Here is a 16,305-nt window from a genome sequence, read left to right as displayed (position 1 = left end):
ATGCCAATTCGACCAATTGATTTTCAAAATGTTTATTTAAGAATTGAAGATTTAAGCAAAAATATAAGCCATTTTTCTGCTCAAAAAGCAATAAATGAACAGATTAAAAATGAAAATATAAATGAACAAATAAATAAAATAAAGGATAAAGTTACAAAGATTGAGAAAATAATTGATTATGAAAATAGAATTTCAAAATTGTTAAATGAAAATGCTTATGGTAAAAATGGTAAGCAAAGAGAGAATAAAGAGAAAAAAGATAATGAAAATGAAGGATATAAAGATAATAGGAAAGATAAAGATAAATTTATTGAAAATGAAATAAAAAATAGATTAAAAGAAAAGTTTTTTGATGGTAAATCTGAAGAAATGCATATAATAGATAAAAAGATATGACATATGTTTTAATAATGATAATATTTCTACTAATTTTTTATCTTATAATTTATAATCAAATTAATAAAATAAGAAAAGAGTATTTAAAATCTGATATTATTGAGGAAATTAGAGATATAACTGAGGCATTTTCTAATAAAGCAAATGAGTATATAGAAATCTTAGAAGATATGATAAAAAATATTGAATTAAAAGAGAAAGAGCTAAAAAATATTATAAATCAAGCAGAAAAAGTTAACCTTATTAACTTATTAGATAATAATAAAATAAAAAATTGGGACTTGAATATAGAAAAAAAGCAAAATGAAATTCTTGATGAGAAAAATGGATTAGAAGAAAACACTCTTTTTAAGGTAGAGGAAACAGTTAATAATGAGGTTTTAAATTTTCTCGATAATAATGAAAGAAGAAGTAAAGATTATATTAAAAATGGTACTAAAGTAGAAAATAAAAAGTATAGTGATAATAATAAAATAGAATTAGAAAATGAAGTTAATGCTTTAATAAAATTAGGTAAATCATTTGAAGAAATCGCTGAATTGTTAGATAAACCAGTTGGAGAAATTAAGCTATTATACAATATTATAAAATTAAAAAAGGGAAGATAAGATGGGAAAAATTCTAGGTATTGATCTTGGAACAACTAATTCTGTTGCTTCAATTTATTATAATGGTGAAGTTAAGTTGATATTGAATGAATTCGGGGAGAAAATTACTCCATCAGTTGTATATATTAATGAAAATGGAGAAATTCTCGTTGGAAGTAGAGCAAAAAATATGAGATTGTTGCATCCTGACAATACAATTTCATCTGTCAAAAGGTTAATGGGAACGAATCATATTTTTAAGATAGGAGATTGTGAATATTCACCTGAACAAATATCATCTTATATTTTAAAATATTTAAAAGATGCTGCATCAAATTATATAGGAGAAGATATTTTTGAAGCAGTTATTACTGTTCCAGCCTATTTTAATGATAATCAAAGAAAAGCAACGATAGATGCTGGGAAGTTAGCAGGACTTGAAGTAAAAAGAATTATAAATGAACCTACAGCTTCATGTCTTGCTTATGGACTTAGTAAAAAAAATTTTAATGGTATTGTTTTAGTTTATGATTTTGGTGGTGGAACTTTTGATGTTTCAATATTAGATATTGGAGAAGGAGTTTACAACGTAATTTCTACTTGTGGAGATAATAAACTTGGAGGAATAGATTTTGATAAGAGTATAGTTGAAGTTGTTTGCCAAAATTTTCTTGATGATACTGGAATTGATTTGCATGAAGATAGATTTGCTATGCAAAAATTATATGAAGAATGTGAAAAAGCAAAAATATCTCTATCAACTTTAGAAAAAGTTAGAATAACTATACCATTTATATCTGCAAATAAAAAAGGGCCTTTACACCTTGATTATGAGCTAACAAGGAAGGATTTTGAAGAGATGATTTCTCAACATGTAGATTATACTATAAAACTTGTTGAAAAGGCTATTTTAGATGCAAATTTAGAATTAACATCTATTGATAAAGTTTTATTAGTTGGAGGTTCTTCAAACATTCCACTTGTTAAAGAAAGATTATCTAACCTATTTGGAAATAAGATTGATTTTTCAATAAAACCTGATGAATGCGTTTCAATAGGAGCTTCAATACAAGGAGCTATACTAAATCATGAAGTAGAGGATGTAGTACTTGTTGATGTGATTCCTATATCTTTAGGAGTTGAAGTTGAAGGGAATCTATTTGTTCCTATAATAAATAGGAATACTCAAATTCCAGCTGAAAATAGTAAAATATTTACAACAATAAAAGATGGTCAAAAAGCAGTAGAAATAAATGTTTATCAAGGAGAGAGAAAAGTTTGTTCTGAAAATATATATCTGGGGAAATTTACTCTAGAGAATATAAGGGAAGCTAAAGCAGGTGAACCTAAGATTAGAGTTATTTTTTCAATTGATGTTGATGGGAAGCTTGAAGTAAAAGCCTTTGACGAAGATACAAAAGCAATGCAAGCTATTAAGATAGATTCATATAGAAAATTAACTAAAGAAGAAATTGATAAAATCATTGAAAAAGCAAGAGAATTTGAAGATAAGGATTTATATTTTGAATCTATAGTTAGAACAAAAACAAAAATAAAAAGTTTAAAACAGAAATTGGAAGAGCATCTTAAGCAGATTAATATAGATAAAGAAATGTACAATGAAATAAATTTTTTATTTGAAGATATCGAAAAATATATAGAAGGGGATGATATAAATAAGCTAAAGGATATTTATAATAATTTGGTTTATTATTGTGACGAGTTATCATTTCAAAAGGAAAAATTTATTAGTGAAGGTTTGCTCAAGGAGGATTAATGGGTGATTTTAGTCAAAATTTTTATTCTATTTTAAATGTTAGGCCTGATTCTTCTATGAGTGAAATTAAAAAACAGTATAGAAAATTAGTTTTAAAATATCATCCAGATTTGAATAAAAGTCCTGAAGCTGAGGAGATGTTTAAAAAAATTAATAAAGCTTTTTCTATATTATCTAATCCAAAAACAAGGTTAAAGTATGATACTATGATTGAAGAAGAAAATAATTCAATTAATATCATTGATTATATTAAAAAATTAAATATTAGGTTGAAAAAAAATTACATTAAAAGGAATCAAAATTTTTCAAAAGAGGAAATAATTTCTGTAGATCAATATACTTTAGAATTACCATCAAGTGAATTGTATAGGAGGGTAAAAGAATCAACTAATCCATATGTAAAAAAAGTAGCAATTTTAGCCTTGATAAAAAAAGATTTGAATTCAAATTATCATTTCTTGATAAAAGTTTTAAAAGAGGAGGAGAATTACGAGGTTATAATTTTTACATTAAATTTTATAAGTGAAATTTATGGAAAAAAAATTATTTATGATATATTTTTTTTAAAAGATAGTAAAAGTAAAGAAGTTAAATTTTTATTAATAGATTTATGTTTAAAATATAAATGTTCAAAAAGCGAAGAAATTATTAAAGCTTTGATTTATGATAAAGATATAGATGTTAGATTAAAAGCTATTGAAGCAATTAAAGAATACGATTCAAATTCTTTACTACAAATTATATATAATTTATTAAATGATGAAAATGAATTAATTAAATTAGAAGCTAAAAATATATTTAGTGAACTTAAAAAAGCTTTAATATAGATTTTCATTATTATATATTAATGAAAATTGATTTTTTTATTATTTAAATTTATTATGAATCAAAATGAAAAATATTTTTAATTTTTGAATTATAGGAGTATTTATGGCTTTTATGCAAAAAGAATTTCAAATAATTTTATTTAATGTTGGGACTGTTATTTATGCTATTCCTATAGAGAATGTATTTTATATAGAGAAATATATGACACCTACAACAATACCTAATTCCCCTGCTTTTGTAGAAGGGATTATTAACTTAAGAGGTAATGTAATTCCAGTAATAGACTTAAGAAAAAGATTTGGTATTAAAGATGCCCAAATAACTAATAAAACTAAAATTATAATAGTTGGACTGGAAAATAGGAAATTTGGATTTATAGTAGACTCGGTTTCAGAAGTAGTTACCTTAAAACCAGAAGAAATTGAGCCAACTTTACCTACTGTATCTGGTTTAAAATCTGAGTTTATTTATGGTATTGGTAAGATAAAAGAAAAATTAGTTATAATATTAAATATTGAAAAAATATTATTCGCAGACAAAAATGAGGAAATTGTTGGAAGGTGATTTAGTAAATATTAATTATGAAAATTTGTCCGATGAGCTTTTTAATGAGTTTTCAAAACTTGCATATCAAAGAGCTGGTATATATTTAAAACAATCTAAAAAATTATTAGTTGCTAATAGGTTGAGAAAAAGGTTAAAAATTTTAAATCTTAGCTCTTATGAAGATTATTATAAATATTTAATAATTCATCCTGAAGAAATATCTGAATTTATAAACTCTATATCAACAAATGAAACTTATTTTTTCAGAAGTAATAACCAAATAGAGGTCTTGAAAAATCGTATATTACCTCTTCTTTTTAAGAAAAAAGAAAAAATTAAAATTTGGTCTGCAGGATGTTCTACTGGTGAAGAGCCTTATTCAATAGCAATTGCATGTGATCAGATAAAAAGTCTTTACAGAGTTGAAATATATGCTACAGATATAAATACAAAGGTTCTTGAAGATGCCAAAAATGGTGTGTATAATGATAGAAAATTAAGAGGAACTGAGCAGGAAATAATAAATGAATATTTTAATAAAATAGATGAAAATAATTACATTATTAAAAGCCAAATAAAAAATAGTGTTAAGTTTTTTCAACATAATTTACTTATTGATAAATATATTAATGATATTGATATTGTTTTTTGTAGAAATGTTATGATATATTTTAATAGAGAGACTCAAAAGTATGTTGTTGATAAGTTTTATGAGTCTCTAAATAGAGGGGGTTTTCTTTTTTTAGGCCATGCGGAAACTTTATATGTTATAAAAACTGATTTTAAATATTTAAGAATTGATGATTGTACTGTATATTATAAGGAATAAAATAAATTATTTTAATTAGTTATTTAAGGGTTAATTATGCCATTATTTGGTAAAAAAAATAAACAGGAAAAAAATGAGAATTATATTTTTAATTCATTAAATGAAGTACTCAAAAAAGCATCTTTAGAAACATCAACTAAACTTGAAGAATTTTTTAATCATCAAGTTGTTTTTTCTGAGTTTAAAATATTTTCATTAGAAATTAATGAAATTCCAGTTTTTGTAGGTAATGAAAATGAAGAAGTAATTTGTGTTTTGATAAATGTAGAAAATGAAATCCCAGGGAAAATAATATTTATTGTTTCAAAAGAGAGTGGAGAAAATATTGTTAAAAAATTAACAGGAAAGTCTAAATATAATATTGTTGATAAAAATGGGCATCTAAGAGACATAGCAAGAGGTTCGATAGAAAATTTAGCTCAAATATTTATTTCAACATTTATTTCTTCTATTTCTGATTTAATTCAAAAACCTATAATGTTATCAATTCCAATGATATCTTTTTCTTATAAATATGCTATAATTAATGAATTTGTTTATGATATAATTGAAAATACAGATATTATTAAACTCTTTTCTGCTAAATTTTACATTGAAAATGAGAATATTGAGGGTTTATTTATTTATCTACCTAAAGAAATAAAATGTTTTGAGCAAATAAAAGGTGAACAATAAAATAATTTTTATAAATATATTTTGAAAAAATGATAAATTTAGTTTATAAATATTTCAATATTTAATAAAAATTATATAAATAAAAATTTTAATTAATAGGTAATAAATGGATTTAGAAAAAAAAATTATTATTAATGATGTTTATCTTGTCCATGTAGGTATTGCTGATATGAAATTTGGAAAATCTCCAGAAAAACTTAAAACTGTTTTGGGTAGTTGTGTAGGGATTTGTGTTTATTATCCGAGACTGAAAATAGGAGCTTTAGCTCATGCTATGCTTCCTCAAAAACATTCAAATATAATAAATGAGTTTAAATTTGTCGATACATCTATAGAAAGGATGATAAAAAATTTTGAAAAATTAAAAATATCTTCATGTGATTTGCAAGCTAAAATATTTGGTGGAGCAAAAATATATTTTTCTGATACTGCTGGAATATTACCAGATATTGGTAAAATGAATGTTGAAATGGCAAGAAAAATGTTAAAAAAATTTAATATAAAAATAATTGCTGAAGATGTATTTGGAGATTTAGGAAGAACAATTATATTTGATCTTCAAACAGGAAATGTTTTATCGAGGTTGTTTTCTGGTGTTGAAAAATGTTATTGATTAATTATTATAAAAATTGAATAAATATTATTTATAACATAATAAAAATTCTTTAAAAAAGATGATAAGATAAAAGGTAAATATATGGAAGTTGATCAGAAATATAAAAAAGCATTTTTGGATGAGGCTTCAGAGCTGATAGAGAAACTTAACTCTTCTTTGCTTGAATTAGAGGAAAACCCCAAAGATAGAGAACTAATTAATGAACTTTTTAGATATACACATTCATTAAAGTCTGAATCAGGTTTAATGGGGTTAAGTAATATTTCAGAAATAGCACATAAAATGGAAGATTTATTAGATATAATAAGAAGTAAAAATATTCAACTCTCTAAAAAAGATTTTGATATATTATTTTTAGGTATTGATTATATTCATGAGGGGATAAATAATCTTTCTAAAAAGTGGGAAGATTTACCAGTAAATGAGAAATTAATTAGTAAATTTAAATCTATAATAGAATCATATAAAAATATTGAAAAAGAAGTAAAAGAAAAAAATAAAAATACTTCAAGCGAAGATAGTGATTCATTAGAAGTTCATGAAATGAGTATTGATGATTTAATAGGAGCATCTAAAAAAGAAAAAAATAAGGAAAAAACTGAGGAAAAAAATTCAACAGAAAATTATACTTTTGATGAATTAATAAAAATTTTTTCATTAAATGAATTTCAAAAATCAAATATATTATCAGTAAAAGATAAAAAAAATATTAGGTTTTTAATAATTTATATTCTTGAATCTTCCCCTATGAAATACCCAAGAGCTTTCCTTGTTTGGAATAATTTAAATGGTATTGGGGAAATTCTTGCTACATTCCCTAATATAGAAAAAGATCATAATGATGATAATTACAGAAAGTTGTACATTATAGAATACTTTAAAGATGGAGTTAAAGAAGCTTTAATTAGAGAAGCTTGTAATGTTGATGAAATAGAAGATGTTAAAATTTATAATATTATATTTTCTACACAAGAAAGTGAGAAAAAGGAGACTGCCCAAATATTAAGTAGAAATGAAAATAATTTGAATGAAAGCGATGAAGAACAAGAAACTTCTGTTAAATCTTTAACTGATAAGATTCAAAAATCTTCTATAACTTCGATTAGAGTTGATATTGAAAGACTTGACGCCCTTTCAAGACACATTGGAGAATTAATTATTAATAAATCAAAATTTATCCAAGCTATTGAATATTTAAAATCGGGGAAAGATATTTCTGAAATTATTAATTATATGGAGGAAGCGGAGAAAGAGCTAGATAGGATTACTGATGATATGCAAAATATTATAATGAGTTTGAGAATGATACCGATTAGCAATGTTTTTAATAAATTCCCAAGAGTTGTTAGAGATATAGCAAGGAGAGTAGGGAAAGATATTAATTTAGAAATTATAGGTGGTGATACTGAAATAGATAAAAAGGTTATTGAAGAGATTCAAGATCCAATAACACATATTATAAGAAATGCTATTGATCATGGTATTGAGTATCCAGATGAAAGAAAAAAATTAGGAAAAACCCCAGAAGGAAATGTAAAACTTGCAGCTTACCAGGAAGGTTCTAATATCATTATAGAAGTATCTGATGATGGAAGAGGGATTGATAAAGAAAAGATTAGAGAAAAAGCTATAAAAATGGGTCTAATATCAGAATTTGAACCAGTTCATGATAATATGCTTTATTCATTCTTATTTTTGCCTGGTTTTTCCACTAAAGATAAAGTAACAGAGTTATCAGGGAGAGGGGTAGGTCTTGATGTTGTAAAGGAGATGGTAGAAAAATTAAGGGGAAAAGTTGAAATAAATTCAGAAAAGAGCGTTGGAACAAATATTCGAATTATTTTACCTTTATCTTTAACTATTCTTGAAATTTTACTTGTAAAATCATTAAATGATTATTTTGCTATTCCAATCTATACAATTGATCAAACTGACAGAGTCTCAATATCTTCAATTGAAAAATTGGAAGAATACGATATTATTAGATATAGAGGTGAAATTTACTCTGTCATTTTTTTATCAGATCTTGTTGGAAAGGGTAAACATTATAAATCAATTGATGATTTAGTTTACATCGTAATTGTTAAATTTAATGAAAAAAAGATATGTATTGTAATAGATGAACTTATAGGAGAACAAGATATTGTATTGCAGCCATTAGATAATATTTTTGAGAAGGTTAAAGGTATATCAGGAGTTGGTCTTTTAGGTGATGGGTCCATTGCCTTAGTACTAAATATTCCAGAAATTGTGAGAGAGTATATAGAAAAAAATGCAAGATTATTTGAAATGATTTCTGAAAATGTTGATTTTGTAGGGTTTCATGATAATATAGTTAAAGAGGGTGAAAAAATTATAAATAAATCAGATGTAGATAATTATAAAATAAATAATATAGAAAATAAGAATGAAGATAAAGAAAAAGCAGAAAAAAAAGAAAAGTTAGAAATAAAAAAAGAAAATGAAAAACAATTAAATAAATTAAAGAATAATAATGTAGAAGATAAAGAAAAAATTAAAGAAATTTATATTAATGAAATTACTTGAAAAATTTTATAAATATATTAATTTATATTAAAGATAAATGAGGATATTTATTTCAATAATTTGGGGGTTTTAATGGGAGCTAGGATTCTTTTAGCCGATGATTTATCATTTGTAAGAATGATGCAAAAAGATCTTTTGGAAAAAGAAGGTTATGAAATTGTAGGGGAAGCAGCAGATGGTATAACAGCCGTTCAAAAATATAAAGAGTTAAGACCTGATATTATTATTCTAGATATAACAATGCCATATATGAATGGCCTTGAAGCTATGAAAAAAATATTTGAGTTTGATCCAAATGCAAAAATTATCATTTGTTCAGCTTTAGGTCAACAGTTGTTAATTATTGAAGCAATAAAAGCTGGTGTTAAAGATTTTATTGTTAAACCTTATAAAAATGAAAGAATGTTATCTGCTATAAAAAAAGCTTTATCATCATAAAAAATCTTAGAGTACATTATTTAAATCTTATATTAATTATCTTATTTATCTTTTTTTGTTATACTATCTAAAATCAAATATAATTATTTGTTTTGAGTTTGTATTATTATAATACTAAGTGGTTAACTTTTCCTAATTATTAAATATATAAAATTTATAACTGTTGGTATTATAAAGACTACAATAGTTATATTTTTAATTTTTTTATTGTTTTTTAAAAAAATTATGCTAAAATTATTATAAAAGAAAAAATTTTTTATTATTAGAAATAATTTTTAAGGAGAGAATATGATATTTATAAGAAAAAGATTAAATTATTTTTTTATTGTAGTTTTAATATGTTTACTATTTTTTAGTTTGAATATTTTTGCACAAGAAAATCAGGATAATAACAAAGATTTTTTTAAATTTAATATGTTTTTTGGAAATTCAGTTATAAATGGTATAACATATTTTACAATATCTTTAAGACCTACTTTTACATTTGGAAAAATATCTTTTGGGTTTGATTTATATTTTGAATTAGATTCTAATGGTAATTTAAGAAAAGAGAATGATAAATATGTTGGTTGGTCGACATGGCAAGACTGGATGAATAAAATATTATTTGTTCAATATGGTTTTAAGGGAGAGCCAATTTATGCTAAAATAGGTGTTATAGAAGATGCTACTTTAGGGCATGGTCTTATTATGCAGAATTATTCAAATGGATTATATTTCCCAGAAATAAGAAAAACTGGTTTTGCTTTTGATTTAGATGGGGCTCTATTTAATTTCCCATATATCGGATTTGAATCATTTATTGATGATATAAAGGACATTGATATAATAGGATTTAGATTCTATGTAAGACCGCTCTTATTTTTACAGATCCCAATTATTAATCAATTTAAAGTTGGTTTTTCAATAGTATCTGATACTGATCCTCTATCAACTGCTCCATATTCAGATTCTAGTTCCCCTACAGATGTTGTTTCAATAACAGGCTTGGATTTTGAAATCCCTTTAATAAATAATGAATCTATAAGTGCATTATATTTTTTTGACATTGCTTCTATAAAGGGTAAAGGATCTGGATTGAAAACAGGTATTCATTCGATATTTTTCAAAATTATAGGTTTGGGTGCTGAAATATTAAGCTATAAAGATAAATTTACAGCACCATATTTTGATTTACTTTATGAAAATAAAGATATTAGAAACACAAAATATAGTACACTTGATTTGATTCCAGGCTATACTGGATGGAGAATTTTTGCTTTTTTGAACATCTTACAAGAAATTGTATATACTTATGCTGAATACTCTGGTCCTTTTGGTTCTTCAACAATCAAACCTTATTTTATTGGAGCGATTGGTTTAAATCAAGGAATTATACCTTTCCTTTCTTTTAATCTATACATGATTAGGGGAAACATTGAAAAATTTGGAGATATTTTTAATTGGAGTAATCCTCAAGCTCTTTTGAATTCTTATTTAAAAATGGAAATTAAGCTTATTCCAGGTTCTGGAACTTCTTCTATTTCTTTAATTTATGAAATTAAATATAAAATTGAAAATGGGCAGGTAGTGAGAGTTTCAACAAGCTATTTTACTACTGGAATACAATTCTAAATATAATAAAACATATAATAAATTAATAAAAATAAAATTATATAAATTAGATAGTTAATAGGGGGTTTAAAATGAGAAAAATAATATTAATGATTTTGCTTATATTTTTGTTTGTAACTACAATTAATATTACTATATACTCACAAGAAAAGCAATCTACTTCTTCACAGGGGCAAACTAAAAAGGTTGCTGTTAAGATAGTTTACCCAGTAGGAGAAGTTCTCATATATGATATGAGTAATCCCTTAGCACAACCTATAACTGCTAAAGTAGATATGCTTTTATATGCTAATTATAAAGTTGAAACAAAAGCTCAATCTTCAGTAGAGCTTGTTTTTGATGATGGTACTGTAATTAAGATTGCAGAAAAATCTATTTTTGAGATTAAAGAATTACAAGAGATTATTGATCAAAATAAGAAAACAAAAAAATCAGTTTTTAATATTGTTGCAGGAACTGTAAGAGCTATTGTTGCAAAAGTTAAAGGTCAAGATTCAACTTTTCAAATCAATACTCCAAATGGAGTAGCATCTGTTAGAGGGACAGACCTTGGTATTTCAGTAGATCCACAAAATGGTAAAACTGATCTTTATGTATTTAAAGGTTTAGTAGCATTTGGACCATCATTAACAAACCAGATAATGGTTGAAGCTGGTAAAATGGCATCAATAATTGGACAAACAATGTCTCAAGTAGTTAATATTCCAGAAGATGTTAAAAACAACTTTTTACAAAATATGAAAACTGATTCTCCTGAACCTGTAGAATCTATAGATACAACAACTGGACAAACTCAAACTGTTCAAATACCTGAGCAAAAAAAGGAACAGGTAAAAAAGGAAACTGAGAAGAAAGTAAAATCAGCTTTTGAAGAATGGTTAGAAAAAAATTTAAATATGATTGGAGATTTTGGAACAATAGTAATTGATGGTAAGATATGGTCACTTTTTACTATAAATACTGAATTTGCTCTTGGGAATGTTGGTATTGGAATTTATGCTCCAATAATATTTGATCCAGCAAAAGGTGGACTTTTTGAACCAAAAAATTGGTATAATTATAATGAATACATATTTAGTTTTGCTTCTTATCAAGATACATTTAAAACACTTTATAGTATTGTGACTAAAATTAAATATTTAAGGATAAATGAGCATGATGATCCATTTTATTTTAAGATTGGAAGCATTGATGATTTTATAATAGGAAATGGTTTAAATATGTATTATTATTCAAATATGATTAATTTTCCAGCTATAAGATATTTGGGTGTTCAGTTAAAATTTGAATCAGAAGTTTTTGCTATGGATATTATGACTAATAATATATTGAAACCTTCTGTAGTAGGATTAAGGCCAGCATTAAAACCATTTAAAAAACAGTTTCCATTGCAAGTAGGAATAGAGGTTATAGGAGATCTTGAGCCTTTATACGACTCAACAAATAATAATCCTGTTATAGGTGGTGTTGCTGCTGGATTAATTTTACCTGTAATCCCAAATAATAATTTCTTTTCATTATTCTTATTTGGTGATATAGGTACCAATTATTACATAAGAAAAAATGGAGAAATTGGTATTTTAAAAGGATTTGGTGTTTTTGCTGGAGTTAGAGGATCTTATTTTTTTGGTACCTACAGAGCAGAATATAGAATGATTTATAATGACTTCCTACCTCAAATGTTTAATAATTTATATGATATAAATAAGGAGAATATTTATCTTTACTATAAAAATAAAATTATAAATCCAACTAATATTGAAACTATAATTTCTGGATTTTACTTTAATTTAACTATTAATGTATTAAAGAAAATTCATGGCGATGTATCATATGTTCATTACTTCACTTTACCTTCTTCATTTATTGGCGTATTAGGAGATACAATGATATTGGGATTAATACTTGAAAAAGATCTTATTCCAAAAGTATTTGGTGAATTATCAGTAAAAAAAGTTAATTGGAATGTATTTGTTCCAAAGCCTTTTGAGAATTTTACAGATAATCTGTTTGTTTATTTAAAAATTGGATATGAAGTTGATAAAGGCATAGCTATAATAATTGGTTATAATGTATTCTTTGTCCCAGATGGACAAGGTGGATATAAGCCATCCATATCTTATACTGTTAATGCACAACTTTCTTTCTAGTTTATAAATAAAATTAAAAATTTAGTTTTATAAAAAATTATAAAAAGAATAATTTTTATTTAAAATTTGAAAAATTAAATAAATAAGAAAAAATATTATAATAATTTCTTAAAAAGGTCATTCTCCCAATTTTTAAGGAGGATGACCTTTTTTATTTATATTGATTTTTCTAATAAATTATATAATTTGATTTAGGTAAAATTATTTTATTTAATATTTTACTAATTATAATAAAAATAATAGTGGTAATTTAAAATGAAGAATATAAGAAATTTTTGTATTATTGCTCATATAGATCATGGTAAAACAACTTTGGCTGATAGACTTATTGAGTGGACTGGTCTTTTACCTAAAGAAGAAAAAGAAAAACATAAACAGATACTTGATACCATGGAAATAGAAAAAGAGAGGGGTATAACCATTAAATCACAAACTGTGAGACTTACTCATAATTTTGATGGTAAAGATTATATTTTGAATTTAATAGACACCCCAGGTCATGTAGATTTTACTTATGAAGTTTCAAGAGCATTAAAAGCATGTGAGGGGGCAATATTAGTTGTTGATGCATCACAGGGTATAGAAGCTCAAACTCTTTCAAATTTTTATCTTGCTTTTAATGAAAATTTAGAAATTATACCTGTCATTAATAAGATTGATCTTCCAAATGCTGATATTAATATGTGTTTGGAGGAATTAAATAATGAGTTTGGTTATAAAAAAGAAGAAGTTTTATTAATATCAGCAAAAAACGGTACGAACATTGATATTTTACTTGATGAAATAGTAAAAAGAATTCCTCCTCCTCGGGGTGATGAAAAAAATCCTTTAAAAGCGTTAGTTTTTGATGCTATTTATGACAATTATAAAGGTGTTATAGTTTATGTTAGGTTGTTTGATGGTGAGCTTAAAGTAGGAGATGAAATTATTTTTATGTCTAAAGAGGAAAAAATATTTAAGGTAGAGGAAGTTGGTTATATACAGTTAAAATTTAAACCATGTGAAAAACTCCAAACAGGTGAGGTAGGATATTTTACAGCTTCCATAAAAAATATATCAGATGCAAGAATAGGAGATACTGTAACTACTTTTTATAATAAAGCTTTAGAACCACTTGAAGGTTATAAAGAGGTAAAACCTTATGTTTTTTCATCTGTTTTCCCAGTTGATCCAGATGAGTTTGAAGCTTTAAGTTTTGCAATGGAAAAACTTAAATTAAATGACCCAGCATTGATTTATGAAAAAGATAATTCTCTCGCTTTAGGATTTGGCTTTAGATGTGGTTTTCTGGGGATGCTTCACTTAGAAGTATTTACAGAAAGACTTTCGAGGGAACATAACATAGATGTAATTTTAACTGCTCCTTCTGTAACATATAAAGTAAAGTTAAAAAATTCTGAAGAAGTAATATTTATTGATAATCCAATAAAATTTCCAGATCCTGTTGAAATAGAAGAGACCTATGAACCTTATGTTAAAGCTGAGATAGTTGTTACTTCTGAATATATAGGAAATTGTATAAGTTTAGCTGAGTCAGCTAGAGGGGTGCAAATTGGGATAACCTATATTGATTCTAAAAGAGTTCTTCTTGAATATGAGATCCCTTTAGCAGAAATAATTTATAATTTTTATGATAGGTTAAAATCTATTTCTAAAGGATATGCTTCATTAGATTATCATATAATTGGTTATAAAGAAAGCAAGCTTGTTAAACTTGATATTTTGGTGGCTCATGAAAAGATAGATGCTTTTTCTCAGATTGTTTATGAAGGAAGTGCTGTGTATAAAGGAAGACAGATTGTTGAAAGACTAAAAGATATAATTCCAAGACAACAATTTCCAGTAGCCTTGCAAGCTGCAATAGGAAATAAAATAATTGCAAGAGAAACTATTTCAGCATTTAGAAAAGATGTTCTTGCAAAGTGTTATGGAGGAGATATAACAAGAAAAAGAAAATTACTTGAAAAACAAAAGGAAGGAAAGAAAAAATTAAAAAGATTTGGAAAAGTCGATATACCTCAAGATGCTTTTGTTAAGATACTGAAAACTTCTGAAGATGAAAATAAATAGGAGAATTTAATATAATATTAATTAATAATTATTTTGATATGGTCAAAATTTTATATAAATAGCAACTTTATAAAAGTAATGTTTTTAATAAAGTAGTTATAAAATTAATGATTATTTATATTGACAAAACCAAAAAATTAATATAATTTTTTTAAGAATAAGATAGTAATTATGGAGGTATTTTTATGTCAAAATTAGCTATAAATGGTTTTGGAAGAATAGGAAGATTGGTTTTTAGAATAATGATAGAAAAAGGAGGTTTTGATATAGGTTTAATTAATGATTTAACAGATACAAAAACATTAGCTCACTTACTAAAGTATGACTCTGTTCATGGAAGATTTAAAGGTGAAGTTTCTTATGATGACAATAATATTATTGTTAATGGTAAAAAAATCAGAGTTACTGCTGAAAAAGATCCAGAGAATTTACCATATAAAGATTTAGGAATAAAATATGTTATTGAGTCTACTGGTGTTTGGACTAAATCAACTGAACTTGAAAAGCATATAAAAGCTGGAGCTGAGAAAGTTATTTTAACTGCTCCTGCTAAAGATGATGTTAAAACTATAGTAGTTGGTGTAAATGATAAAGATATTTTGCCTACTGATAAAATATTGTCAAATGCATCATGTACTACTAATTGTATAGCACCTATTGTTAAAATCCTTGATGAAGCATTTGGAATTGAACAGGGATGGTTGAATACTATTCATGCTTATACAAATGATCAAAGAGTTTTAGATCTTCCTCATAAAGATTTAAGGAGAGCAAGAACTGCAGCTGCAAATATTATTCCAACCTCAACTGGTGCTGCTAAAGCAGTTGCTCTAGTATATCCTAAAATGAAAGGTAAGCTTGATGGAGTAGCTACAAGAGTACCTGTAACAGATGGTTCTGCATCAGATTTTGTTTTTATAACAAATTCTGAAGTTACAAAAGAGAAAATTAACGAAACTATTAAAAAAGCAGCGGAAGGGGCTTATAAAGGTATAGTTTACTATACAGAAGATCCTATAGTATCATCAGATATTGTTGGTACAACCTATTCTTGTATATTTGATGCAGAACAGACTAAAGTTATGGGAAAAATGGTTAGAATTTTAGCATGGTATGATAATGAATTTGGTTATTCAAACAGAGTAGTTGATCTTGCTCAAAACTTTTTTAAATAATTTATTATTCATAAAAAATTTTATAACTTTTTTTTAAATTATTTTATATATTTATTT

At 25.2% G+C, this 16,305-nt stretch carries 14 protein-coding genes; all 14 read left to right on the top strand.

The window, feature by feature from the left end; translation table 11 throughout:
• The 14 genes from N3A58_05545 (at position 1) to gap (ending at position 16,248) form a co-directional block, all read left to right on the top strand.
• Positions 1-396: a hypothetical protein gene (locus N3A58_05545; protein ID MCX8058858.1), complete on the top strand. Its 396-nt coding sequence runs from the start codon at positions 1-3 to the stop codon at positions 394-396.
• Positions 393-1,004 (top strand): hypothetical protein, encoded by a 612-nt coding sequence (locus N3A58_05540; protein MCX8058857.1) that lies wholly within the window; start codon positions 393-395, stop codon positions 1,002-1,004. The genes N3A58_05545 and N3A58_05540 overlap by 4 nt, the downstream gene beginning before the upstream one ends.
• A 1-nt stretch (position 1,005) precedes the next feature.
• Positions 1,006-2,760 carry a molecular chaperone DnaK gene (gene dnaK / locus N3A58_05535; protein MCX8058856.1) on the top strand — a complete coding sequence of 585 codons (1,755 nt, stop codon included), beginning with the start codon at positions 1,006-1,008 and terminating at the stop codon, positions 2,758-2,760.
• Positions 2,760-3,587, top strand: a complete 828-nt coding sequence (locus N3A58_05530) for a DnaJ domain-containing protein (protein ID MCX8058855.1) — start codon at positions 2,760-2,762, stop codon at positions 3,585-3,587. The genes dnaK and N3A58_05530 overlap by 1 nt, the downstream gene beginning before the upstream one ends.
• Positions 3,588-3,690: 103 nt before the next feature.
• Positions 3,691-4,152, top strand: coding sequence for a chemotaxis protein CheW (locus tag N3A58_05525; GenBank protein ID MCX8058854.1), 462 nt, complete (start codon positions 3,691-3,693; stop codon positions 4,150-4,152).
• Positions 4,130-4,963, top strand: a complete 834-nt coding sequence (locus tag N3A58_05520; GenBank protein ID MCX8058853.1) for a protein-glutamate O-methyltransferase CheR — start codon at positions 4,130-4,132, stop codon at positions 4,961-4,963. Before N3A58_05525 ends, N3A58_05520 begins: the two co-directional genes overlap by 23 nt.
• 36 nt (positions 4,964-4,999) lie before the next feature.
• Positions 5,000-5,638 (top strand): hypothetical protein, encoded by a 639-nt coding sequence (locus N3A58_05515; GenBank protein ID MCX8058852.1) that lies wholly within the window; start codon positions 5,000-5,002, stop codon positions 5,636-5,638.
• A gap of 106 nt (positions 5,639-5,744) precedes the next feature.
• Entirely contained in the window at positions 5,745-6,251 is a 507-nt protein-coding gene (locus tag N3A58_05510; protein ID MCX8058851.1) for a chemotaxis protein CheD, read from the top strand.
• 84 nt (positions 6,252-6,335) lie between these two features.
• Positions 6,336-8,801, top strand: a complete 2,466-nt coding sequence (locus N3A58_05505) for a chemotaxis protein CheA (protein ID MCX8058850.1) — start codon at positions 6,336-6,338, stop codon at positions 8,799-8,801.
• Between the two features lie 72 nt (positions 8,802-8,873).
• Entirely contained in the window at positions 8,874-9,239 is a 366-nt protein-coding gene (locus tag N3A58_05500; protein MCX8058849.1) for a response regulator, read from the top strand.
• A gap of 288 nt (positions 9,240-9,527) precedes the next feature.
• Positions 9,528-10,853: a hypothetical protein gene (locus N3A58_05495; GenBank protein ID MCX8058848.1), complete on the top strand. Its 1,326-nt coding sequence runs from the start codon at positions 9,528-9,530 to the stop codon at positions 10,851-10,853.
• Positions 10,854-10,924: 71 nt separating this feature from the next.
• On the top strand, positions 10,925-13,003 hold the full coding sequence (locus N3A58_05490; GenBank protein MCX8058847.1) for a FecR family protein: 2,079 nt from the start codon (positions 10,925-10,927) through the stop codon (positions 13,001-13,003).
• Positions 13,004-13,258: 255 nt separating this feature from the next.
• On the top strand, positions 13,259-15,073 hold the full coding sequence (gene lepA, locus N3A58_05485; GenBank protein MCX8058846.1) for a translation elongation factor 4: 1,815 nt from the start codon (positions 13,259-13,261) through the stop codon (positions 15,071-15,073).
• Positions 15,074-15,258: 185 nt separating this feature from the next.
• Positions 15,259-16,248: a type I glyceraldehyde-3-phosphate dehydrogenase gene (gap, locus tag N3A58_05480; protein ID MCX8058845.1), complete on the top strand. Its 990-nt coding sequence runs from the start codon at positions 15,259-15,261 to the stop codon at positions 16,246-16,248.
• The last annotated feature ends 57 nt before the right edge of the window (positions 16,249-16,305 follow it).

Source organism: Spirochaetota bacterium, assembly GCA_026415295.1.
Classification (GTDB): Bacteria; Spirochaetota; JAAYUW01; order JAAYUW01; family JAOAHJ01; genus JAOAHJ01.
This window is presented reverse-complemented; position numbering and strand designations above follow the sequence as displayed.